General features: G+C 69.5%; 22 protein-coding genes. 12 read left to right on the forward strand and 10 right to left on the reverse strand.

The genetic code is table 11. The features are described from left to right. Positions 1-9: 9 nt before the first annotated feature. The 4 genes from WIX39_RS00465 to WIX39_RS00480 all read right to left on the reverse strand — a co-directional run bounded on the left by WIX39_RS00465 (position 10) and on the right by WIX39_RS00480 (position 4,558). Entirely contained in the window at positions 10-1,122 is a 1,113-nt protein-coding gene (locus WIX39_RS00465; protein WP_409194309.1) for a CaiB/BaiF CoA transferase family protein, read from the reverse strand. A 91-nt stretch (positions 1,123-1,213) separates the two neighbouring features. Continuing rightward, a complete protein-coding gene (locus tag WIX39_RS00470; RefSeq protein ID WP_409194310.1) occupies positions 1,214-2,365 on the reverse strand; it encodes an acyl-CoA dehydrogenase family protein in 1,152 nt (383 codons plus the stop codon). A 10-nt stretch (positions 2,366-2,375) separates the two neighbouring features. After that, positions 2,376-3,593: an acyl-CoA dehydrogenase family protein gene (locus WIX39_RS00475; RefSeq protein ID WP_409194311.1), complete on the reverse strand. Its 1,218-nt coding sequence runs from the start codon at positions 3,591-3,593 to the stop codon at positions 2,376-2,378. Between the two features lie 95 nt (positions 3,594-3,688). Then, the gene (locus tag WIX39_RS00480; protein ID WP_285414182.1) at positions 3,689-4,558 is read right to left on the reverse strand and encodes a UDP-2,3-diacylglucosamine diphosphatase; all 870 of its coding nucleotides are present in this window, start codon (positions 4,556-4,558) and stop codon (positions 3,689-3,691) included. A 94-nt stretch (positions 4,559-4,652) separates the two neighbouring features. Between WIX39_RS00480 and WIX39_RS00485 the strand changes: the two genes are divergently transcribed. Then, complete coding sequence (locus WIX39_RS00485; protein ID WP_409194312.1) at positions 4,653-6,395, forward strand: lysoplasmalogenase family protein; 1,743 nt, start codon at positions 4,653-4,655, stop codon at positions 6,393-6,395. Between the two features lie 41 nt (positions 6,396-6,436). On the opposite strand, the gene dmeF is transcribed toward WIX39_RS00485, so the two are convergent. Continuing rightward, a complete protein-coding gene (gene dmeF / locus WIX39_RS00490) occupies positions 6,437-7,393 on the reverse strand; it encodes a CDF family Co(II)/Ni(II) efflux transporter DmeF (RefSeq protein WP_106936766.1) in 957 nt (318 codons plus the stop codon). Positions 7,394-7,400: 7 nt separating this feature from the next. Next, on the reverse strand, positions 7,401-8,465 hold the full coding sequence (gene ruvB, locus WIX39_RS00495; protein WP_106936765.1) for a Holliday junction branch migration DNA helicase RuvB: 1,065 nt from the start codon (positions 8,463-8,465) through the stop codon (positions 7,401-7,403). A gap of 84 nt (positions 8,466-8,549) precedes the next feature. On the opposite strand from ruvB, the gene WIX39_RS00500 reads away from it, so the two are divergent. The 7 genes from WIX39_RS00500 to WIX39_RS00530 are packed head-to-tail and all read left to right on the forward strand — an operon-like array spanning position 8,550 to position 15,034. After that, positions 8,550-9,173, forward strand: a complete 624-nt coding sequence (locus WIX39_RS00500) for a CDP-alcohol phosphatidyltransferase family protein (RefSeq protein WP_409194313.1) — start codon at positions 8,550-8,552, stop codon at positions 9,171-9,173. Between the two features lie 26 nt (positions 9,174-9,199). Continuing rightward, on the forward strand, positions 9,200-10,966 hold the full coding sequence (locus WIX39_RS00505) for a bifunctional alpha/beta hydrolase/class I SAM-dependent methyltransferase (protein ID WP_409194314.1): 1,767 nt from the start codon (positions 9,200-9,202) through the stop codon (positions 10,964-10,966). Continuing rightward, positions 10,963-12,309 carry a phosphatase PAP2/dual specificity phosphatase family protein gene (locus WIX39_RS00510; RefSeq protein WP_409194315.1) on the forward strand — a complete coding sequence of 449 codons (1,347 nt, stop codon included), beginning with the start codon at positions 10,963-10,965 and terminating at the stop codon, positions 12,307-12,309. Before WIX39_RS00505 ends, WIX39_RS00510 begins: the two co-directional genes overlap by 4 nt. Then, positions 12,302-12,754 (forward strand): hypothetical protein, encoded by a 453-nt coding sequence (locus tag WIX39_RS00515; RefSeq protein WP_409194316.1) that lies wholly within the window; start codon positions 12,302-12,304, stop codon positions 12,752-12,754. The genes WIX39_RS00510 and WIX39_RS00515 overlap by 8 nt, the downstream gene beginning before the upstream one ends. Positions 12,755-12,804: 50 nt before the next feature. Then, a complete protein-coding gene (locus WIX39_RS00520) occupies positions 12,805-13,485 on the forward strand; it encodes a lysophospholipid acyltransferase family protein (RefSeq protein ID WP_106937665.1) in 681 nt (226 codons plus the stop codon). Then, positions 13,482-14,435 (forward strand): phosphatidate cytidylyltransferase, encoded by a 954-nt coding sequence (locus WIX39_RS00525; RefSeq protein WP_081269701.1) that lies wholly within the window; start codon positions 13,482-13,484, stop codon positions 14,433-14,435. Before WIX39_RS00520 ends, WIX39_RS00525 begins: the two co-directional genes overlap by 4 nt. Continuing rightward, on the forward strand, positions 14,423-15,034 hold the full coding sequence (locus WIX39_RS00530; protein WP_409194317.1) for a YdeI/OmpD-associated family protein: 612 nt from the start codon (positions 14,423-14,425) through the stop codon (positions 15,032-15,034). The genes WIX39_RS00525 and WIX39_RS00530 overlap by 13 nt, the downstream gene beginning before the upstream one ends. A gap of 23 nt (positions 15,035-15,057) precedes the next feature. Here WIX39_RS00530 and WIX39_RS00535 read toward each other — a convergent pair whose 3' ends face one another. Both WIX39_RS00535 and ruvA read right to left on the reverse strand, forming a co-directional pair. Next, positions 15,058-15,945: a hypothetical protein gene (locus WIX39_RS00535; protein ID WP_409194318.1), complete on the reverse strand. Its 888-nt coding sequence runs from the start codon at positions 15,943-15,945 to the stop codon at positions 15,058-15,060. Then, on the reverse strand, positions 15,942-16,514 hold the full coding sequence (ruvA, locus tag WIX39_RS00540; protein WP_106936759.1) for a Holliday junction branch migration protein RuvA: 573 nt from the start codon (positions 16,512-16,514) through the stop codon (positions 15,942-15,944). The genes WIX39_RS00535 and ruvA overlap by 4 nt, the downstream gene beginning before the upstream one ends. A gap of 168 nt (positions 16,515-16,682) precedes the next feature. Here ruvA and WIX39_RS00545 point away from each other — a divergent pair, with 168 nt between their 5' ends. Both WIX39_RS00545 and ybeY read left to right on the forward strand, forming a co-directional pair. Next, on the forward strand, positions 16,683-17,630 hold the full coding sequence (locus WIX39_RS00545; protein WP_081269709.1) for a PhoH family protein: 948 nt from the start codon (positions 16,683-16,685) through the stop codon (positions 17,628-17,630). A 1-nt stretch (position 17,631) separates the two neighbouring features. Continuing rightward, positions 17,632-18,099, forward strand: coding sequence for an rRNA maturation RNase YbeY (gene ybeY, locus WIX39_RS00550; protein WP_106936758.1), 468 nt, complete (start codon positions 17,632-17,634; stop codon positions 18,097-18,099). Positions 18,100-18,113: 14 nt separating this feature from the next. Here ybeY and dtd read toward each other — a convergent pair whose 3' ends face one another. Both dtd and WIX39_RS00560 read right to left on the reverse strand, forming a co-directional pair. After that, entirely contained in the window at positions 18,114-18,557 is a 444-nt protein-coding gene (gene dtd, locus WIX39_RS00555; RefSeq protein ID WP_106936757.1) for a D-aminoacyl-tRNA deacylase, read from the reverse strand. After that, positions 18,554-19,471: a cation diffusion facilitator family transporter gene (locus tag WIX39_RS00560; protein ID WP_106936756.1), complete on the reverse strand. Its 918-nt coding sequence runs from the start codon at positions 19,469-19,471 to the stop codon at positions 18,554-18,556. Before WIX39_RS00560 ends, dtd begins: the two co-directional genes overlap by 4 nt. Before the next feature lie 151 nt (positions 19,472-19,622). Between WIX39_RS00560 and WIX39_RS00565 the strand changes: the two genes are divergently transcribed. Next, positions 19,623-20,087 carry a FecR family protein gene (locus WIX39_RS00565; protein ID WP_106936755.1) on the forward strand — a complete coding sequence of 155 codons (465 nt, stop codon included), beginning with the start codon at positions 19,623-19,625 and terminating at the stop codon, positions 20,085-20,087. After that, entirely contained in the window at positions 20,084-20,683 is a 600-nt protein-coding gene (locus WIX39_RS00570; RefSeq protein ID WP_106936754.1) for an OmpA family protein, read from the forward strand. The genes WIX39_RS00565 and WIX39_RS00570 overlap by 4 nt, the downstream gene beginning before the upstream one ends. The last annotated feature ends 6 nt before the right edge of the window (positions 20,684-20,689 follow it).

Below are 20,689 nucleotides of genomic sequence, written 5' to 3' on the forward strand. Positions count from 1 at the left end.
CTTTTTCGTTCAGGAAGCGCCCGGCGGCGCGATGGCCTCCGCCGCCACGCCCCAGCGGCGCAGCACGGTCGGCCCGTCGTCGCGCGCGGCGGCCGGCGGCACCAACGGCGCGGTGCGGCTGAAGCGCGGCGCGGGCGCGGGCTGCACCACGCCGCCCACGCTGGCGAAGGTGCCGCGCGCCACGTTGTGCGGATGCGCGGGGGCCTCGTCCCAGTCGAGCACGGGGGCGAAGCAGGCGTCGCTGCCCTCGAGCAGCACGCACCATTCGTCGCGCGTGCGGGTGCGGAAGATGTCCGCCATGCGCAGCTTGAGCACCGGCCAGCGGTCGGCGTCCATCTGCGCGTCGAAGGCGGGGTCGTCGGCGATGCCGCAGCGCTCGCGCATCAATGCATAGAACTGCGGCTCGATGGCGCCCACGGCCACATGCTTGCCGTCAGCGCAGGCGTAGGTGTCGTAGAAGTGCGCGCCGCCGTCGAGCATGTTCTCGCCGCGCTGGTTGCTCCACTGGCCGGCCGACTTGAAGCCGTACATCATGGCCGACAGCAGCGCGGCGCCGTCGGTCATGGCGGCGTCGACCACCTGGCCCTGCCCCGAGCTTTTCGCCTCGTGCAGCGCGGCCAGGATGCCGAAGGCCAGCAGCATCGCGCCGCCGCCGAAGTCGCCCACGTAGTTGAGCGGCGGCACCGGCGGCTCGCCAGCGCGGCCGATGGCGTGCAGCGCGCCGCTGATCGCGATGTAGTTGATGTCGTGCCCCGCCGCATGCGCCAGCGGGCCGTGCTGGCCCCAGCCGGTCATGCGGCCGTACACCAGGCGCGGGTTCCTCTGGTGGCAGGGCGCGGGGCCCAGGCCCAGGCGTTCCATCACGCCGGGGCGAAAGCCTTCGATGAGCACGTCGGCCTTTTCGATGGCTTCGAGCACCTGTTGCGCCGCGCCCTCCGCGCGCAGGTCGACCTGCAGCGTGCTGCGCCCGCGCGCGAGGATGTCGTGCGGCGCGGTGCGCGTGCCGGGGCGCTCGATGCGCAGCACCTCCGCGCCCATGTCGGCGAACAGCATCGCGCAGAACGGCCCGGGGCCGATGCCCGCCATCTCGATCACCCGTAGTCCCTGCAATGGGCCTGCCATGGCTTGTCTCCTGTTGCGAGCGGCCATCTTGGCGCGCGGGCGGCGGCGCTGCATCGTCCAAAACGACGAATGCGGCGCCCGATGCATCGAGTCAGGCCGCGCCACCTCGCCACCGCGCCACGCGGCGCAAATGCCATGCGGGCGGGCCGAACTGGGTCTCGATGAGCGTGGCGCGCCGGAAGTAGTGGCCCACGGCCAGTTCCTCGGTCATGCCCATGCCGCCGTGCATCTGCACCGCGCCCTGTCCCACCGCCCGGCAGGCCTTGGCGACCGCCACCTTGGCGGACGACACGGCGCGTGCGCGCTCATGCGGCGCGGCCTCGTCGATCGACTCGCCCACGCTCGCGGTGAGCGCATCGGCCTGTTCCAGCGCCATGTGCATGTCGGCCAGCCGGTGCTGCAGCACCTGGAAGCTGGAGATCGGCACGCCGAACTGCTTGCGCTGGCGCAGGTAGTCGAGCGTGTCGCGCATCAGCCGGCGCATGACGCCGATGGACTCGGCGCAGACGGCGAGCGTGGCCTCGTCGAGCGCCTGCTCGATCTGCGGCAGCGCCTCGCCTTCGATGCCGAGCAAGGCATCGGACGGTACGCGCACGCTGTCGAAGACGATGTCGGCGGCACGAGCGCCGTCGCGCGTGGGGTAGGCGCGCATGCGCAGGCCCGGCGCGCCCTTCGGCACCACGACCAGCGAGAGCCCGTCCGCATCGCCGGGGGCGCCCCGGCTGCGCACACTGACGATCAGGTGGCCGGCCCACGGCGCGGCCTGCACGATTGCCTTGTGGCCGTCGAGCCGGAAGCCGTCGCCTTCGCGCACCAGGCGCACCCGTACGTCGGCCCGGTCGTGCCGGCTCTGCGGCTCGCCGTGCGCAAAGGCCAGCACGGCCTGCCCCGCGACGACGCGCGCGAGCAAGGCGTCGGCCAGCGTACCGGGGTGGCGCTGCAGCAGGCCCGCGCCGATGACCATCGTCGACAGGTACGGCTCGGCCGCGAGCGCGCCACCCAGCGTTTCCATCAGCGCGAGGTGCGCGGCCATGCCCAAGCCCATGCCGCCGTGCGATTCGGGCAGGGCCGCGCCCAGCAGGTCGAGTTCGCGCGACAGGCCCTGCCAAAACGGCGGCGGCGCATCGCCGGCGTTGGCCAGCGCATGCAGGCGCTGCTCGAAGCCGTGGTGGTTGTCGAGGTAGCGCGCGAGGCTGTCGCGCAGCATCGAGAGGGTGTCTTCCTGTCCGGTGCGTGTGTTCATGGCGGCGGACTCAGCGGGCGAGCAGGTGGGCGGCGACGATGTTGCGCTGCACCTCGTTGGAGCCGGCATAGATCGAAGCGGCGCGGTCGTTGAGGTAGGCCGACATCGAGAACACGGCCTCTTCGGGGATCGGCGGTTCGCCCGCCAGACCGTCGTCCAGCGGCAGGCTGGCGGCGGCGTAATGGCCGGCGATTTCCACGCCCAGCTCGGTCAGCCGCTGGCGCAGCTCGGAGCCGAGCACCTTGCCCATCGACGGACGGATGCCGTGCGGCTCGCCGCGTGCCTGCGCGCGCAGCGACTGCAGCTCGGTGGCTTCCAGCGCGTCGATGGCGCAGTCCATCTCGGCCAGGCGCAGGGCCATGTCGCCGGCCTCATCACCGTCATGGCCGTCATGGCCGGTGTTTGCCGCGAACGCCGCATCGGCCGCGGTGCTCAGGCGGCGCAGGCGCGCACGCAGCATGGGCGCCCAGGCACCGCCGCGCTCGTGCTGCAGCAGATATTTGGCGATGGCCCAGCCCTGGTTCTCCTCGCCGATCAGGCCCTCGGCGGGCACGCGCACGTCGTCGAAGAACACCTGGTTGAGCTCATGGTCGCCCGAGATGCTGATGATCGGGCGGATGGTGATGCCCGGCGCGGGAATGTCGAAGCACAGGAAGCTGATGCCCTGCTGCGGCTTGCCGCCCGAGGCGGTGCGCACCAGGCAGAACATGCGGTTGGCGTACTGCGCGTGCGTGGTCCAGATCTTGGTGCCGTTGATGACGTAGTGGTCGCCTTCGCCGGACTGCCGTACTGCCCTGCATTGCAGCGAAGCCAGGTCGGAGCCCGATTGCGGCTCCGAGTAGCCCTGGCACCAGTAGTCCTCGCCCGAGCGGATGCCGGGCAGCCAGGCGCGCTTCTGCGCCTCGGCACCGAAGGCGATGATCACCGGCGCGACCATGCCGGGGCCCATGGGCGCGCGCGGCGGCGCGTCGGCCGCCGCCAGTTCGCTCGCGAAAAGGTAGTGCTGCATCGGCGTCCAGCCGGTGCCGCCGTGCTCCACGGGCCAGTGCGGCACGCTCCAGCCGCGCTTGGCGAGGATGCGGTGCCAGCGGTTGCCGTACTCGTAGTCGGTGAAGATGCCGGAGCAGCGTCGGCCGGCCGCGCGCAGCTCGGGCGTCAGTTCGCGCGCGAGGAAGTCGCGCACTTCGTCTCGGACTGCGGTCTCCGCCGCGCTGAGGGTCCAGGCCATGGTGTCGTCCCGTTGGAATGCACCACGCAGTGTGCGCCCGGAATGCCCGGGCGGCATCGTCGGATCGGACGAAGATCGAACGGGGAACAGCCCTCTCAGGCCGCGACGGCTTCGCGCGTCGCCGCCGCCTTCGACGGCACGGGCATGTGCCGGGCCCAGTCGATGATCTCGAGGCTGCCGTCGGCGTGCTCGGCCAATGCGGTCAGGCTCTCGACCCAGTCGCCGTCGTTGCAGTAGAGGATGCCGTCGATGTCGCGCATCTCGGCATGGTGGATGTGGCCGCAGACCACGCCCTGGGCGCCGCGGTTGCGGGCCTCGCGGGCCACGGCATTCTCGAAGTCGCCCACGTAGCTCACGGCGCGCTTGACCTTGCCCTTGAGGTATTTGGAGAGCGACCAGTACGGCAGCCCCATGCGCGCGCGCAGCGAATTGAGGTGGCGGTTGAGCTTGAGCGTGAATTCGTAGAGCGAGTCGCCCACGTAGGCGAGCCACTTGGCGCACTGGATCACGCCGTCGAACAGGTCGCCGTGGATGATCCAGAGCTTGCGGCCGTCGGCCGTTTCGTGGATCCATTCGTCGGCCACGTCGATGCCGCCGAAGTTGTGATGCAGGTACTTGCGGGCGAACTCGTCGTGGTTGCCCGGAATGAAGATCACACGCGTGCCCTTGCGTGCCTTGCGCAGCAGCTTCTGGATCACGTCGTTGTGCGCCTGCGGCCAGTACCAGTGGCGCTTGAGCTGCCAGCCGTCGATGATGTCGCCGACCAGGAACAGGGTCTCGCACTCGGTGTGCTTCAGGAAGTCGAGCAGTGCGCGGGCCTGGCAGCCGGGCGTGCCCAAGTGCAGGTCGGAGATCCAGAGGGTGCGGAATTGCAGCGGCGGACGTGCGCGATCTTCGTCCTCGGGGTCGAGGGCCTGGGTGGCGGAGTCGCGCCATGCGCGAAGGAAAGCGTCGTCGCGTTGCATGGACGGGTAGGCTCCCACCGCCCCATGACCGCGCGATGGCACACCCGTGACATCCCGGTGACGCGTTGCCGCCCGGCAACGCCACAATGCCGCGATGCGCCCCGGCCAGATCATCGTTCTTGCAACGCCTGTCTTCTTTCTTCTTATCGCGATCGAATTCGCGGTGGGCCGCGCGCGCGCCCGCCGTGGCACGGGACGCGACACCTACCGCCTGGCCGACGCGTTGAACAGCATCGGCCTGGGCATGCTGAGCCAGATCAGCGCGGTGCTCACCGGGCTGCTGCGCATCGGCATCTACTCGGCGGTGTATTCGGCGGTGGCGCTTTTTCCTTTGGAGTCCGCGAAGGACTTCTGGACCACCTGGTACGGCTGGCTGCTGGCGCTGGTGTTCTACGACTTCTGCTATTACTGGCTGCACCGCATGGGCCACGAGTCGGCGGTGCTGTGGGCGGCGCACGTGGTGCACCACCAGAGCCAGCACTACAACCTGTCGACCGCCCTGCGGCAGACCTCCAGCGGCGCGCTGTTCAGCTGGATCTTCTACCTGCCGATGGCCGTGGCCGGCGTGCCGCCGCTGGTGTTCGGCGTGGTGGCGCTCATCGACCTGCTCTACCAGTTCTGGGTGCACACCGAGCAGGTGGGCAAGCTGGGCTGGTTCGACCGCTGGTTCTGCTCGCCGTCGAACCACCGGGTGCACCACGCGGTGAACGACAACTATCTCGACCGCAACTACGGCGGCATCCTGATCGTGTGGGACCGCATGTTCGGCACCTTCCGCGAAGAAGACGAGCGCTGCGTGTACGGCACGCGCGGCGAGCTGCGCAGCTGGGACCCGCTGTGGGCCAACGCCGAGGTGTACTGGGCGCTGGCCAGGGATTCATGGCATGCGAAGAGCTGGGCCGACAAGCTGCGCGTGTGGCTCAAGCCGCCGGGCTGGCGGCCGGCGGACGTGGCGGCGCGTTTTCCGAAGCCGCCCTTCGACATCGCCAAGGTGACGCGCTACGAGCCCGAGGTGAGCCTTGGCGTGCAGTGGTTCGCGGGGCTGCAGTTCCTGCTGCTGGTCGGGTGCGCGGTGGTCTTCCTGTGGTTCTCCGACGTCATGCCGCTGCCGCAGGCCGCCGTGTGGCTCGCCGCGCTGACGGCGAGCCTGTGGGCCATCGGCGGTGTGCTGCAGGGGCGGCTGAGCGTGACCGAGGTGCTGTTCATCGAAGCGGCCGCCCTGGCCACGGCGAGCGCGGCGCTGGGCATCGGCTGGCTGCATCTCGTCTTCAAGCCGCTGGCGCTGGCCATCGCGATCTTCTTCGTGGCCAGGCGTGCGATGGCGGCGGGCACGGCGACCCGGTTCGATGGGCTGCTGCTCGCCGGGCTGGCGGCTTCGCTCGCAGGCGACGTGCTGCTGATGGGCCCGGCGACGCTGTTCGTGCCCGGGCTCGTGGCCTTCCTGCTGGCACACCTGGCGTACATCGCGTTGTTCAGCATGGGGGTCGGCATGTTTCCCCGGCGCGGGGTGCTGGCCGCGACGCTGCTGATCGGCGCGGGCATGTATGCGTTCCTGTGGCTGGGCGGACTGCCCGCAGCCCTGCGGATTCCGGTCGCGGCCTATGTGGTGGTGATCGCCTGCATGGCGGCGCAGGCGATCGGGCGCGCGGCCGTGCTGCACGCCACGGACCCATCCGCGCGGTGGGTGGCGGTGGGGGCATGCTTCTTCATGCTGAGCGATTCGCTGCTGGCGACGAACCGGTTCGTGACGCCGCTGCCGCTGGCGTCGTTGTGGGTACTGGGCACTTACTACACGGCGCAGATGTTGATAGTGCGGAACGCGCGGCCCAAGGGCTGACTTTGTGTTTCTCCTTCCCCCAGAGGGGGAAGGAGCAAAACCTAGTCCACGCAGCGCTGGATCTCGACCGTCGAGTGGCGGATCTCCTCGTGCATCGAGAAGCAGGCTCGCACCTGGTCGGCCGTCAGCGTGGGCGAGTGCGTCACCACCGTGAGCGCACAGGCGTAAGCCTCGCGGCCCACGCGCCACACATGCAGGTCGGCCACGCGGGTTTCGGAATCGGCCAGCAGGGTCTCGACGCCTTCGCGGATTTCCTCGGTCACCGGGTGGTCCATCTCGCGGTCGAGCAGCACCTTGCCGGTTTCCTTCAGCAGCCCCTTGGCCCAGGCCGCCACCAGCACCGCGCCGACGATGCCCATCGCCGGGTCGAGCCAGGCCCAGCCGTAGAACCAGCCGCCCAGCAGCGCCGCGATGGCCAGCACCGAGGTGGCGGCGTCGGCCACGACGTGGATGTAGGCGGAGCGCAGGTTCAGGTCATGGCCGTGGCCATGGTCGTGGTGGTGGTGGTCGTGTGCATGCCCATGGTCGTGCCCGTGATGATGGTGCGCCCCACCCAGCAGCCTCGCGCAGACGAGGTTGACCACCAGCCCCAGCACCGCCACCGAGATCGCCTCGGGGTAGTGGATGGCCGCGGGCGACCACAGCCGCTCCAGCGAGCCCACCACCATCAGCACCGCAATGCCCAGCAGCGCCAGCGCGCTGGCAAAGCCGCCGAGCACTTCGATCTTCCAGGTGCCGAAGGCGAAGCGCGGATCGCGCGCATAGCGCCGCGAGGCGGCATAGGCGAAGGCGCTCAGGCCGATGGCCAATGCATGCGAACTCATGTGCCAGCCGTCGGCCAGCAGCGCCATCGAGTTGAACCACCACCCCGCGCCGATCTCGGCCACCATCATCACGGCGGTGATCCACATCACGAGGCGGGTGCTGCGCTCGGCGGAGGTGTTGTCCGCGCCGAACTGGTGGTCGTGCCGCCAGGCGCTCAGGTCATGGGTGTGCATGGGATGCTCAGGCTCCGAAGAGATCGGGAACGTCGCCGCGGCCCGATGGGGGCGCCACGCCAAGGTGGCGGTAGGCCGCCAGCGTGGCGATGCGACCGCGCGGCGTGCGTTGCAGGTAGCCCTGCTGTATGAGGTAGGGCTCGATCACGTCCTCGATGGTGTCGCGCTCCTCGCCGATGCTGGCCGCCACGTTGTCCAGCCCGACCGGGCCGCCGTCGAAGCGGTGGATCACGGCCTCGAGCAGCTTGCGGTCCATCAGGTCGAAGCCCTGCGGATCGACGTCGAGCATGGCCAGCGCCCTGTGCGCGATGTCTTCGGTGATGCGGCCGTTGCCCTTGACCTCGGCGTAGTCGCGCACGCGGCGCAGCAGCCGGTTGGCGATGCGGGGCGTGCCGCGCGAACGGCGGGCGATCTCGAAGCCGCCGGCGGCGTCGGTCTCCACCTTGAGCAGGCCGGCGCTGCGGTGCACGATCAGCGCCAGTTCCTCGGGCGTGTAGAACTCCAGCCGCGCCACGATGCCGAAACGGTCGCGCAGCGGGTTGGTCAGCATGCCGGCGCGGGTGGTGGCGCCCACCAGCGTGAAGGGCTGCAGGTCGAGCTTGATGCTGCGCGCCGCGGGGCCTTCGCCGATCATGATGTCGATCTGGTAGTCCTCCAGCGCGGGGTACAGGATTTCTTCGACGACCGGGCTCAGCCGGTGGATCTCGTCGATGAAGAGCACGTCGTTGGGTTCCAGGTTGGTCAGCAGCGCCGCCAGGTCCTTGGGCTTCTCGAGCACGGGGCCTGAGGTCTGGCGCAGGTTCACGCCCAGTTCGGCCGCGATGATGTGCGACAGCGTGGTCTTGCCCAGGCCGGGCGGGCCGAACAGCAGCACGTGGTCGAGCGCCTCCTTGCGCTTGCGCGCGGCGCCGATGAAGATCTCGAGCTGCTCGCGCACCTTGGCCTGGCCGACGTACTCGTCCAGCAGCTTGGGGCGCAGTGCCCGCTCTATCGCCTCTTCGTTGGGCGATGCGGGGGCCGCGGACACCACGCGTTGGGGGACGGGCGCGAAATCGTCTGTCTGGATAGTCATGAGAGAGGTTTTTCGCCTACGAGTTTAGTACCTGCACACTGGCAGAATGCTCCGGCCATACAAAGAACGAGGGGAAGCCAGCACGTGTCGATCTACGAACTGAAGCCGCGTTTCCAGGCCCTGCTGCGGCCGCTGGTGGTCCGCCTGCATGCGATGGGCGTCACCGCCAACCAGGTCACGCTGGCGGCATGTGTCGTGTCGGTGGTGCTCGGGCTCTGGCTCTTCTTCGCGGCGCCCTCGCCCGCCGCCTTCGCGCTCATCCCGCTGTGGATGTTCCTGCGCATGGCCTTCAACGCCATCGACGGCATGCTGGCGCGCGAGCACAACCAGCAGAGCAGGCTGGGCGCCTTCCTCAACGAACTGACCGACGTGGTTTCCGACGCCGCGCTCTACCTGCCTTTCGCACTGGTGGCGCCGTTCAGCGGCTTCTGGGTCGGCACGGTGATCGTGCTGGCCGGCCTGAGCGAATTCGCCGGGGCGCTGGGCCCCACGGTGGGCGCCTCGCGCCGCTACGACGGCCCGCTGGGCAAGAGCGACCGGGCCTTCGTGTTCGGCGCGCTCGGCCTCTATGTGGCGCTGGGCTGGCCGCTGCCGGGCTGGACGGCATGGCTGATGCCGCTGCTGGCACTGCTGGTGGCCTGGACCACCGCCAACCGCATCCGCCGCGCGCTGGCCGAGGCCGAGGCGGGCGTCCCCGCCAGCCACTGACACAGAACAAGACTCACAGGGATTCAATGACCGACATCACGCAACGCGTTCCGCAAGAACACCACTTCCAGACGCACGACGGCGAATCGCTGTTCTACCGCCACTGGCCCGCCACCGGCGGCGCACGGCGCGGCGCCGTCCTGCTGTTCCACCGCGGCCATGAACACGGCGCGCGCATGGCGCACCTGGTCGACGAACTCGACCTGCCCGACTTCGACTTCTTCGCCTGGGACGCGCGCGGCCACGGCCGCTCGCCGGGCCAGCGCGGCTACAGCCCCAGCTTCGGCACCTCGGTGCGCGACGTTCAGACCTTCGTGCAGCACATCGGCACGGCGCACGGCGTGCCCGAGCACGACATCCACGTGGTCGCGCAAAGCGTGGGCGCGGTGCTGATCGCCACCTGGGCGCACGACTACGCGCCCAAGGTGCGCGGCCTCACGCTCGCCTCGCCGGCCTTCAAGGTCAAGCTCTACGTGCCGTTCGCGCGGCCCGGCCTGGCGCTGATGCACAAGCTGCGCGGGCTGTTCTTCGTCAACAGCTACGTGAAGGCCAAGTTCCTCACGCACGACCCCGAGCGCATCGCCAGCTACGAGAGCGACCCGCTCATCAGCCGCCCCATCGCGGTCAACATCCTGCTGGGCCTGTACGAGGCGGCCGACCGCGTGGTGGCCGACGCCAACGCGATCACGCTGCCGGTGCAGCTGCTCATCTCGGGCGCCGACTGGGTGGTGCACCACAAGCCGCAGCACCAGTTCTTCGATCGGCTGGGCAGCGCCGTGAAGACCAAGACCGAGCTGCCGGGCTTCTTCCACGACACGCTGGGCGAGAAAGACCGTGCGCCTGCGGTGGCACAGATCCGCGAATTCATCCTGCAGCGCTTCGACGAGCCGGCCGTGCCGGTCGACCGCCGCGAGGCGCACCTGAGCGGCGACACCGCCGACGAGTCGCGCGCGCTGGCCGAGCCGCTGTCGCCCCTGTCGCCGCGCGGCGCCTACTGGGCCATGACCCGCGCCGGGCTGAAGCTGGGCGGCAGGATGTCCGAGGGCATCAAGCTGGGCCACGACACCGGCTTCGACTCCGGCAGCACGCTCGACTACGTCTACCGCAACCAGCCCAGGGGCGGCTCGTTCATCGGCCGGTCCATCGACAAGACCTATCTGGAATCGATCGGCTGGCGCGGCATCCGCCAGCGCAAGATCCACGTCGAGGAGCTGCTGCGCATCGCGATGGAGCGGCTGGCCGAAATGCACCGCGAGGTGCGCGTGATGGACATCGCCGCCGGCCACGGCCGCTACGTGCTCGACGCGGTGCTCGCGAGCCCGGTCAAGGCCAGCTCGATCCTGCTGCGCGACTACAGCGACATCAACGTGCGCGACGGCCGCGCGCTCATCGCCGAGAAGGGCCTGGAAGACGTCGCGCAGTTCGTGCAGGCCGACGCCTTCGACCGCATGAGCCTCGCGAGCGTGACGCCGCGGCCCACGCTGGCGGTGGTGTCGGGCCTGTACGAGCTGTTCCCCGACAACGAGATGGTGCGCCGCTCGCTCGCGGGCGTCGGCGACGCGGTGGAAGACCGCGGCTACCTGGTCTACACCGGCCAGCCCTGGCATCCGCAGCTCGAGATGATCGCGCGCGCCCTCACCAGCCACCGCCAGGGCGAGGCCTGGGTGATGCGCCGCCGCACCCAGTACGAGATGGACCAGCTGGTGGAGGAAGCGGGCTTCCGCAAGATCGACCAGCGCATCGACGAGTGGGGCATCTTCACGGTTTCGCTGGCGGTGCGCACCGAGCGATGAGCGCCCGGCTGGCACGACGGCCCTGGAAGCGCGCCGCCGCATGGCTGGTGTTCCTCGGGCCGTTGTTCTATGCGACCTACGGCTTCGCCAACTGGTGGGCGACCACGCGGGCCCACGTGCCGTCGATGGCCTTCGGCTGGGAGCGTCAGATTCCGTTCTGGCCGTGGACGATCTTTCCGTACTGGACGATCAACGTCTTCTACGCGCTGTCGCTGTTCCTCGCGCGCAGCAGGCACACGCTCGACCGGCATGCGCTGCGGCTGGTGACGGCCACACTGGTGGCCTGCACCTGCTTCATCCTCTGGCCGCTGCACTTCAGCTTCGGCCAGCCGCCGGTCGACGGTGCGCCGGCCTTTCTGTTCAACGCGCTGCGCGGGTTCGACCAGCCCTTCAACCAGGCGCCGTCGCTGCACATCGCGCTGGCGGTGATCCTGTGGGACTGGTACCGGCAGTTCATCCGCCCGCTGTGGGCGCGGCTGGTGCTGCATGTGTGGGCCTTCGCCATCTGCGCGTCGGTGCTCACGACGTGGCAGCACCACTTCATCGACATCCCGACCGGTGCGCTGCTCGGGCTGTTCTGCGTGTGGCTGTGGCCGCTGGAACGCGTGGTGTCGATGCCGCGCGCGTGGCGTGTCACCCGCGACCCGCAGCGATGGAAGCTGGCGGGTTTCTATGCGGTGGGCGCGGTGCTGTTCCTGGCGGCCGCACTCTACGGCGGCGGCATCGCGCTGTGGCTCGCATGGCCGGCCGCGTCGCTCGCGCTGGTGGCGCTCAACTACATCGGCTTCGGGGCGCGCGGTTTCCAGATGGACGGGCATGGCCGCATGGGCTGGGCCGCGCGCTGGCTGTTCGCGCCGTACCGGCTGGGCGCGGCAGTCAATGCCTGGCTCTGGACGCGCAAGCTGCCGGCCTCGGTCGAGGTGGTGCCCGGCCTGCGGCTGGGCCGCCGGCCGACGCACGCCGAATGGCTCGCGGCCGGCCGGCCCCGGCTGATGAGCCTTTGCGCCGAGCTGCAGTTGCCGTCCGGCGTGCCGCATGCGCGCTGCGTGCCGCTGCTCGACCTGACGGTGCCGCCGCCGGTGCGGCTGCAGCGCGCGGCGGCGGTCATCGAAGGACAGCGCCGCGCTGCCGGCGGCGCGGCGGTGTGGGTGTGCTGCGCGCTCGGCTTCTCGCGCAGCGCCGCCGCGGTGATCGCCTGGCTGGACCGCTACGGCGCTGCCGGCGGCGTCGCGCAGGCCGAAGACGCGGTGCGCCGCGCACGTCCGCAGATCGTGCTTCGGCGGGCATGGCGCGTATCGCTGGAGGCCCTGAACCCCGCCGCGGAGACACGCAGCCATGAATGACAACGACCGCGCCACCTGCGCCACGCTGGCCGGACTGCTGCGCGCCGCTGCCGTGCTGACCCTGTGGGGCTTCGCGCTGACATGCATCGCGGCGCTGGTGATCGCGCTGACGCTGCGCTCGCTCTCGACCACCGCCACCATGAGCCTCGGCGCCGTCGTGATCCTGGGCGCGCTGGAGCGCTACTTTTCATTCCGGCTGCGCTTCGACGAGGCGCTGTTCGACGGCCTTGCGAAGGGCCGCATCGCGTCGCTGGAGGCGCTCGACGGCGCGCTGTCGAGCCTCGGCCTGCGCGAGACACAGCAACAGCAACAGCAGCCACGCACCACCCGCCCGCTCGACGACCGCGTGGCCGGCACCCGCCAGCTCATGCAGCGCCACGCCATCGTGGTGGCCTGCCAGAGCGCCATGTTCCTCCTTGCCTTGATGACACAGGACATCTCTTGACCGAAGCAGACGACAACAACAAGAACGACAAGCCGCCGGCCGAAAGCACGGTGCTGCGGCGCGCGCTCGCCGTGGTGGTGGGGAAACTCATCATCGGCGTGGCCGGCCTGCTGACCGGCGTGCGCGCCATCTGGTCGGGCACCAGCCCCAAGGCCGAGCAGACGCTGTACTTCGCCAACCACACGAGCCACGGCGACTTCGTGCTGCTGTGGGCGACGCTGCCGCCCGACCTGCGCGCGCTCACGCGGCCGGTGGCGGGGCAGGACTACTGGGAGGCCTCCAGGCTGCGCAACTTCATCGGCCGCGACGTGTTCAACGCGCTCATGATCCGGCGCGACGGCTCGGGCCAGGGCGGCAATCCGGTCGACCAGATGAAGGAGGCGCTGGAAGGCGGCGACTCGCTCATCATGTTCCCGGAAGGCACGCGCAACACCGGCGACGACATCCTGCTGCCGCTCAAGAGCGGCCTCTTCCACCTGGCGCGCGCCTGCCCCAACGTGCGGCTGGTGCCGGTGTGGATCGAGAACTTGAAGCGCGTGCTGCCCAAGGGCGTGCTGCTGCCGATTCCGCTGGCCTGCACGGTGCGCTTCGGCACGCCCATCACGCTGGGCGAAGGCGAAGACAAGGTGTCGTTCCTGGCACGGGCGCGCGCCGCCATGCTCGACATGCGCCCCGAGTACGACCGCGTTCCCGAACAAGAAAAAACAACGACAACGACGACGACGCCATGAACATCTCCGCTTCCACCCAGACCACGCTGGAGCTGTTCGGCGGCGTCGCGGGCGTGCTCATCCTGGCCTCGGCCATCGGTGCGCTGCTCAAGTGGCGCGTGGCGCACGGCCAGCCCAACTCGGTGATCGACAACCTCAACGCGCGCGTCAACGCCTGGTGGGTGATGGTGGCGGTGATCGGCATTGCCTTCGCCTTCGGCAAGGGCGGCGTGATCGTGCTGTTCTACCTGATCTCTTTCTATGCGCTGCGCGAGTTCATCAGCCTGGCCTACACCCGGCGCGGCGACCACGGCGCCATTGCGCTGGCCTTCTACCTCGCGCTGCCGGGGCAGTACTTCCTGATCTGGATCGACTGGTACGGGCTCTACGCCATCTACATCCCGGTCTATGCCTTCCTGCTGCTGCCCATTCTTGCGGCGGTGGGCGGCGACACGCAGCGCTTCCTGGAGCGCACCTCGAAGATCCAGTGGGGCCTGATGGTGTGCGTGTTTTGCATCAGCCACGTGCCCGCGCTGCTGACGCTGCAGATCCCCGGCTTCGAGGGCCGCAACCTGCTGCTGATCGCCTTCCTCGTCATCGTGGTGCAGGGCAGCGACGTGCTCCAGTACGTGTGGGGCAAGCTCTTCGGCAAGCGCAAGGTGGCGCCCGAGCTGTCGCCTTCCAAGACCTGGGAAGGCCTGATCGGCGGCGTGGCAAGCGCCACCGCCCTGGGCGCTGCGCTCTACTGGGCCACACCCTTCAACCCGTGGCAGGCGGCGCTGATGGCGCTGACCATCTGCCTCATGGGCTTCTTCGGCGGGCTGGTGATGTCGGCCATCAAGCGCGACCGCGGCGTGAAGGACTGGGGCTCGATGATCGAGGGCCACGGCGGCATGCTCGACCGGCTCGATTCGGTGATCTTCGCGGCGCCCATCTATTTCCACGCGCTGCGCTACTGGTGGGTGCCGTGAGCAAGGCGGCCAAAGACGCGGAGCGCGTGGCGCACGACACGCCCGTCGAGTGCGCCGACGCCGCGTCGTGGACGCGCTGGCTCGAGCGCCACCACGCCAGCGCCGCCGGCGTGTGGCTGCGCATCGCCAAGAAGGACAGCGGCATCGCCTCCATCGACCACCCCGCCGCGCTGGAAGAGGCGCTGTGCTGGGGCTGGATCGACGGCCAGCGCAAGAGCGACGACGCGCAATACTTTCTGCAGCGCTTCACGCCGCGCACCAGGCGCAGCATCTGGTCGCAGGTCAACCGCGCCAAGGTGCTGAAGCTCATCGACGAAGGCCGCATGCAGCCGGCCGGGCTGGCCGAGATCGACCGCGCAAAGGCCGACGGCCGCTGGGACGCGGCCTACGAGGGCGTCGCTGCGGCCACGGTGCCGCCCGACCTGCAGGCCGCGCTGGACGCCAACAAGAAGGCTGCGAAGTTCTTCGCCACGCTCGACTCCCGCAACCGCTTCGCGGTGCTGTTCCGCACCCAGGGCGCGAAGAAGCCAGAAACCCGCGCGCGCCGCATCGCGCAGTTCGTCGAGATGCTGGCCAAGGGCGAGAAGATCCACTCCTGAAACCGAACTGCACCAACGAGCGGTCAGTCGTCGTCCATGTGCCGTGACCGGCCGAACCAGAAGCCCAGGATCATGCCGACCGTGCCGAAGCCGATGGCGATCCAGAGGCTCAGGAAGGTGAAGACGTTGTAGCGCCCGGGCTGCTGCGCGAGCGCGCTCGCCAGATCGGGTTCGTTCAGGCCGCCGAGCCCGCGCGCGGCGGCGAAGTCGAAGCCCGCCGAGCCGAGGAAGTTGAGCGTCAGCAACAGCGGCAGGATGGTGAGCAGCGGAAACCACGCGCCGCGCACCTTGCGCCACGACATCAGCTGCGCCGCCACGAACAACGCCACGCCGACACCGATCAGCCCGAGCACGAAGCGGTCGCGGGCCAGCGGCAGCAGCCATGGCCAGACCCATTGCAGCGGGTAGAGCGGCCATTCCGCCTGCGGCGCCAGGCCGCCGGGGCGCGCAAAGGCCTGCCAGCCCAGCGCGAGCGTGATGCGCCCCACCAGCGCGGACGCACAGGCCACGGCCGCGACGCTCAGGCAGCCGATGCGCAAGGGAGAAGAGCGCGGCTGCGCAAAGGCATGCGCCGGCAGCGCGGGCGACGGAAATTGCCCCGCCCGCCAGACCCGCTTCACCACAATGACCGGCGGCGGCGCCACCGACAGCGCGCCGCGCACCAGCCAGTCGATGGCGAAGATCGCCAGCGCAAAGGCCATCGCGGCCGTCAGCCAGGCGCAGGCGCCCGGCATGTCGACGAAGCCGATCGGCGTGAACATCGGCAGGTTGCCGTACACGAGCCCCGCGCAGCCGTAGGCCAGCAGGATCGGCACGCAGCCGACATGGGCCGCGCGCATCAGCAGTTCGTCGCTGCGGACCGACTCCTGGCCAAGCGCCTGGACGCGTGACCAGGCGCCGCGCAGGCTCACTTGGCCAGCGACTTCAGCGCGAGCTTGATGCCCTCGCTCACCGTCGCGTCCTTCGGCAAAGCCTTCAGCGCGAGCGCGGCTTCCTTGTCGCTGTAGCCCAGCGCGATCAGCGCCTGGAGGATGTCGGCCTGCGCGTCGGAGGCCGCATGCGCCGGCAGCCCGATGTCGGCGCCGAGCTTGCCCTTCAACTCCAGCAGCAGCCGTTCGGCGGTCTTCTTGCCGATGCCCGGGATCTTCACGAGCCGGCCCAGCTCCTGGGTGGTGATCGCCTGCGCCAGTTCGCCCACGCTCATGCCCGACAGCAGGCCCAGCGCGGTGCGCGGCCCCACGCCGGTGATCTTGATGAGCTGGCGAAAAGCCGCACGCTCCTCGGCGGTACCGAAGCCGTAGAGAATCTGCGCGTCCTCGCGCACGACGAAGTGCGTGAGCAGCGACACCTTCGCGCCGACGTTCGGCAGGTTGTAGAACGTGCTCATCGGCACATCGACCTCGTAGCCGACGCCGTTGCAGTCCACCACCACCTGCGGCGGGTTGCGTTCGGCCAGCGTGCCGGTGAGTTTGCCTATCATTGGCTCCCCCCCGTTGCTTGCTCACTTCGTGTAGCCGCTTCCCCCCTCCAGGGGGCAACACCGGCGGCCCGGCAAAGCCGGTTCCGCGGTGTTTCCCGCCTTGGACTGCGTTTTTTCGAGCGTGGCTGGTCTTGCATGGGCTGCCAATTAGATGGAAATGGATACCGCGTGATTCTGCGACACACCTTTACCCCACTGAACAATTCGCGCCTCGGCCACCTGTGCGGACCTCTGGACGCCCACCTGCGCCGCATCGAGGAAGCGCTGGGCGTGAAGATCGCGCACCGCCACGAGCAGTTCAAGGTCGACGGCCCCAAGGCCGCCGCCCAGCGTGCGATGGACGTGCTGCAGGCGCTCTATGAAATCGCCCAGCGCACGATCGACCCGGCCGTGGTGCAGCTCACGCTGGCCGGCGACGGCTCGATGCTCGAGGGCGACGACGACATCGCGATGCTGGTCACCCGCCGCACCGACCTGCGCGCGCGCACGCCCACGCAGGCGGTCTACCTCGACAACATCGCCAAGCACGACATCACCTTCGGCATCGGACCGGCCGGCACCGGCAAGACCTACCTGGCAGTGGCCTGCGCGGTCGATGCGCTGGAGCGCGCGGCGGTGCAGCGCATCGTGCTCACGCGTCCGGCCGTGGAAGCGGGCGAGCGGCTCGGCTTCCTGCCCGGCGACCTGACGCAGAAGGTCGACCCCTACCTGCGCCCGCTGTACGACGCGCTCTACGACCTGATGGGCTACGAGAAGGTGCAGAAGGCCTTCGAGCGCAACGCGCTGGAGATCGCGCCGCTGGCCTTCATGCGCGGGCGCACGCTGAACAACGCCTTCGTGATCCTCGACGAGGCGCAGAACACCACGCCCGAGCAGATGAAGATGTTCCTCACGCGCATCGGCTTCGGCGCGCGCGCGGTGGTGACGGGCGACGTGAGCCAGATCGACCTGCCCAAGCAGCAGCTGAGCGGCCTGATCGACGCCGAGCGCGTGCTCAAGCGCGTGAGCGGCATCGCCATGACGCACTTCACCAGCGCCGACGTGGTGCGCCACCCGCTGGTGGCGAAGATCGTCGACGCCTACGACGGCCAGCGCAAGCGCGCGGGAGCGCACTGAGATGGCCGCATCGAAGCTCCCGGCACTGTCCCTGTCGCTGCAGTTCGGCCGCTTCAAGGGCGTGGAGCGGCACCGCGCCGCCTTGCCGCGCCACAGCGTGACGCGCTGGATCCGCCATGCGCTCGACATCGACGGCGAGATCACCGTGCGCATCGTCGATGCCGAGGAAGGCCAGCGCCTGAACCGCGAGTTCCGCGGCAAGGACTACGCCACCAACGTGCTGACCTTCGACTATGCGCAGAGCCCGCTGGTGATGGCCGACCTGGTGCTGTGCGCGCCGGTGGTGGCGCGCGAGGCGAAGGAGAACCGCAAGACCCTGGCCGACCACTATGCGCATCTGCTGGTGCACGGCACGCTGCATGCGCAGGGCTGGGACCACGAGACCAGCGAGGCCGACGCGGACGAGATGGAGGCCTGCGAGATCGAGATCCTCGCGGGCCTGGGCATCCGCAGCCCGTACGGCAAGTAGCCGGGCGGCGTCGGCTACGCCGTCATCTGCAGCGGGATCGTCACCGGCCCGTCGTTCAGCAGGTGCACCTGCATGTCGGCGCCGAATTCGCCGGTGGCCACCACCGGGTGCGCGGCACGGGCCTGCGCCACGAAATATTCGTAGAGCCGGCGCCCTTCGTCGGGCGGCGCCGCCTGTGTGAAGCTGGGACGGTTGCCGCCGCTCGCGTCGGCCGCGAGCGTGAACTGGCTCACCACCAGCAGGCCGCCGCCGATGTCCTGCACGCTGCGGTTCATCTTGCCGGCCTCGTCGGCAAAGATGCGCAGCTTGAGGATCTTGGCGAGCATGCGGTCGGCCAGCGCATCGACGTCGCCGCGCTCGGCGCACAGCAGAACGAGCAGGCCGGAATCGATGGCGCCGACGGTGCGGCCCGAAATGTCGACGCGTGCATGGGCGACGCGCTGGAGAACGGCTTTCATGGGGGGTGATGTTCGCCGGCCTGGGTGGCGCGGGCTTCCATGGTCAGGGGCAGGAGCTGGATGGTGACGCGCAGGCCCGGCACGGCGTCCATCAGGGACTGCTCGAGCTGGTCGCGCATGCTGGCGGCGTGCTGCAGCGTCCAGTCGCCGGGCACGTGCATGTGGAGGTCGGCAAAGCGGCGCTGGCCGGCGCTGCGCGTCACCATGTCGTCGAAGCGCAGCCGGGTGCCTTCGGGCATGCGGGCGGCGAAAGCGTCGAGGGTGGCGCGCACGGTGGCGAGCGTCTCGGGGTCGAGCGCGCGGTCCATGAGCCCCTGGGACGAACGCCACACCAGCTTCGCGCCCTCGCGCACGATGTTGAGCGCCACGCCGATGGCCAGCACCGGATCGAGCCAGAGCCAGCCGCTGAGCTGCACGCCGACGATGCCGATCACCACCGCGGCCGAGGTCCAGACGTCGGTCATCAGGTGGCGGCCGTCGGCCTCCAGGGCGATGGAGCGGCGTTCGCGGGCGGCCCGGAACAGCATCACGGCCAGCCCGGCGTTGAGGCCCGAGCTCACGACCGACAGCGCCAGGCCCCAGCCGACCTGCTCCAGAGGCTGCGGCGAAAGCAGGCGCTGCACCGACACCCAGAGGATCGCGATGGCCGCGCCGACGATCAGGATGCCCTCGAAGCCCGACGAGAAGTACTCGGCCTTGTGGTGGCCGTAGGGGTGCTCGTCGTCGGCCGGACGCTCGGCGATGGTCACCATGGCCAGCGCGAACATGGCGCTCGCGAGGTTGACGAAGGACTCCATCGCATCCGAGATCAGGCCCATCGAATTGGTGATGTAGCCGGCCGTTCCCTTGAGCACGATGGTGATCAGGGCGACCGCGACGGAGAGGCGAAGCAGGGTCTTGGGGGTCAGCGTCATGCGGGATCGGGTGTGGATTTGGACGAATGGCCACGCAAAAAGCGGTAATAGGCCGCAAGATCCGGCTGAATTTTCGGCCTCGTGTCCATATGTAACGCCTTCGCCTTAATATTTGTGACCGTTGCGAAACATCTCGCGCAGAAAAGTCAGGATGATGAAAAAAACCGTGATCGCCTTGTGCGGCCTCGCCATTGTGGGCTCGGCCGCGCTCGCCCAGACGCCCGCCGCCGAACCGAAGGCAGGCTTCGTGAAGTCCGTGCGCGGCAGCGTGCAGCTGCTCGATGCGGGCGGCGCCGTCCGCAACGCCAGTCCCGGCGATGCGCTGGGCTCCGTGGACCGCATCGTCACCGGGCCCGACTCCTCGGCCTCCGTGGTGATGCGCGACGACACGACGCTGGTGGTCGGCCCCGCGTCGCGCCTCGACCTGAAGGAATTCCATTTCGACGGCACCACGCACGAAGGCGGCATGCTGCTGTCGCTGCTGCGCGGCTCGATGCGCATGATCACCGGCCTGATCGGCAAGACCAACCCCGACGCGGTGCGGGTCGAAACCCAGACAGCCACCATCGGCATCCGTGGCACCGATTTCATCGTTCAAGCGGACGGGCGCCCATGAAGACCCGTTTCGCACTCCTCACCGTCCTCGCGCTGTCGCTCGTCGCATGCTCGACACCCGGCACGCGCGTGGTGCTGCTGCCGCAGGCCGACGGCACGCCTTCCGCCGTGGTGGTTCGCGCCAAGGACGGGGAAGAAGTCCTGTCCAAGCCCTACCAGCGCGCCACCGCCGCCGTCGGTGCCAGCGGCGCCCCGGTCGTCGACCAGGCCGACGCGGCCAAAGTGCAGGCGGAGAACAGGCAGCTGTTCGACATGCGCCCGCCGCCGCCGAAGCGCTACACGGTGTATTTCGAGCTCGGCGGCACCACGCTCACGCCGTCTTCCCAGCTGACCTTGTCCGAGGCGCTGGCCGAAGCGCAGGCGCGCAGCGGCAGCGACATCGTCGTCACCGGCCACACCGACACCAAGGGCTCGATCGAGCAGAACGACGAGCTGTCGCGCCGGCGTGCGCAGGAAGTGGTCCAGCTGCTGGTGGAGCGCCAGTTCCCGTCGCGCCGCATCGAGGCTGTCGGGCGCGGCGAGCGCGAACTGGCGGTACCGACCGCGGACGACGTGGACGAGCCGCGCAACCGGCGCGTCACCATCGAAGTCCGCTAGCGCCGT

The organism is Variovorax sp. AB1(2024), from assembly GCF_037482385.2.
In the GTDB taxonomy this organism is placed as follows: Bacteria; Pseudomonadota; Gammaproteobacteria; order Burkholderiales; family Burkholderiaceae_C; genus Variovorax.

Excerpts from the sequence above, each read along its gene's own strand:
- WIX39_RS00505 (WP_409194314.1), top strand. The coding sequence starts at position 9,200 with ATGACCGACATCACGCAACGCGTTCCGCAAGAACACCACTTCCAGACG.
- WIX39_RS00525 (WP_081269701.1), top strand. The coding sequence starts at position 13,482 with ATGAACATCTCCGCTTCCACCCAGACCACGCTGGAGCTGTTCGGCGGC.
- ruvB (WP_106936765.1), bottom strand. The coding sequence starts at position 8,465 with ATGACTATCCAGACAGACGATTTCGCGCCCGTCCCCCAACGCGTGGTG.
- ruvA (WP_106936759.1), bottom strand. The coding sequence starts at position 16,514 with ATGATAGGCAAACTCACCGGCACGCTGGCCGAACGCAACCCGCCGCAG.
- WIX39_RS00570 (WP_106936754.1), top strand. The coding sequence starts at position 20,084 with ATGAAGACCCGTTTCGCACTCCTCACCGTCCTCGCGCTGTCGCTCGTC.
- WIX39_RS00480 (WP_285414182.1), bottom strand. The coding sequence starts at position 4,558 with ATGCAACGCGACGACGCTTTCCTTCGCGCATGGCGCGACTCCGCCACC.
- WIX39_RS00560 (WP_106936756.1), bottom strand. The coding sequence starts at position 19,471 with ATGACGCTGACCCCCAAGACCCTGCTTCGCCTCTCCGTCGCGGTCGCC.
- WIX39_RS00485 (WP_409194312.1), top strand. The coding sequence starts at position 4,653 with ATGCGCCCCGGCCAGATCATCGTTCTTGCAACGCCTGTCTTCTTTCTT.
- WIX39_RS00475 (WP_409194311.1), bottom strand. The coding sequence starts at position 3,593 with ATGGCCTGGACCCTCAGCGCGGCGGAGACCGCAGTCCGAGACGAAGTG.
- WIX39_RS00510 (WP_409194315.1), top strand. The coding sequence starts at position 10,963 with ATGAGCGCCCGGCTGGCACGACGGCCCTGGAAGCGCGCCGCCGCATGG.
- ybeY (WP_106936758.1), top strand. The coding sequence starts at position 17,632 with ATGGCCGCATCGAAGCTCCCGGCACTGTCCCTGTCGCTGCAGTTCGGC.
- WIX39_RS00465 (WP_409194309.1), bottom strand. The coding sequence starts at position 1,122 with ATGGCAGGCCCATTGCAGGGACTACGGGTGATCGAGATGGCGGGCATC.
- WIX39_RS00515 (WP_409194316.1), top strand. The coding sequence starts at position 12,302 with ATGAATGACAACGACCGCGCCACCTGCGCCACGCTGGCCGGACTGCTG.
- WIX39_RS00565 (WP_106936755.1), top strand. The coding sequence starts at position 19,623 with ATGATGAAAAAAACCGTGATCGCCTTGTGCGGCCTCGCCATTGTGGGC.
- dmeF (WP_106936766.1), bottom strand. The coding sequence starts at position 7,393 with ATGCACACCCATGACCTGAGCGCCTGGCGGCACGACCACCAGTTCGGC.
- dtd (WP_106936757.1), bottom strand. The coding sequence starts at position 18,557 with ATGAAAGCCGTTCTCCAGCGCGTCGCCCATGCACGCGTCGACATTTCG.
- WIX39_RS00470 (WP_409194310.1), bottom strand. The coding sequence starts at position 2,365 with ATGAACACACGCACCGGACAGGAAGACACCCTCTCGATGCTGCGCGAC.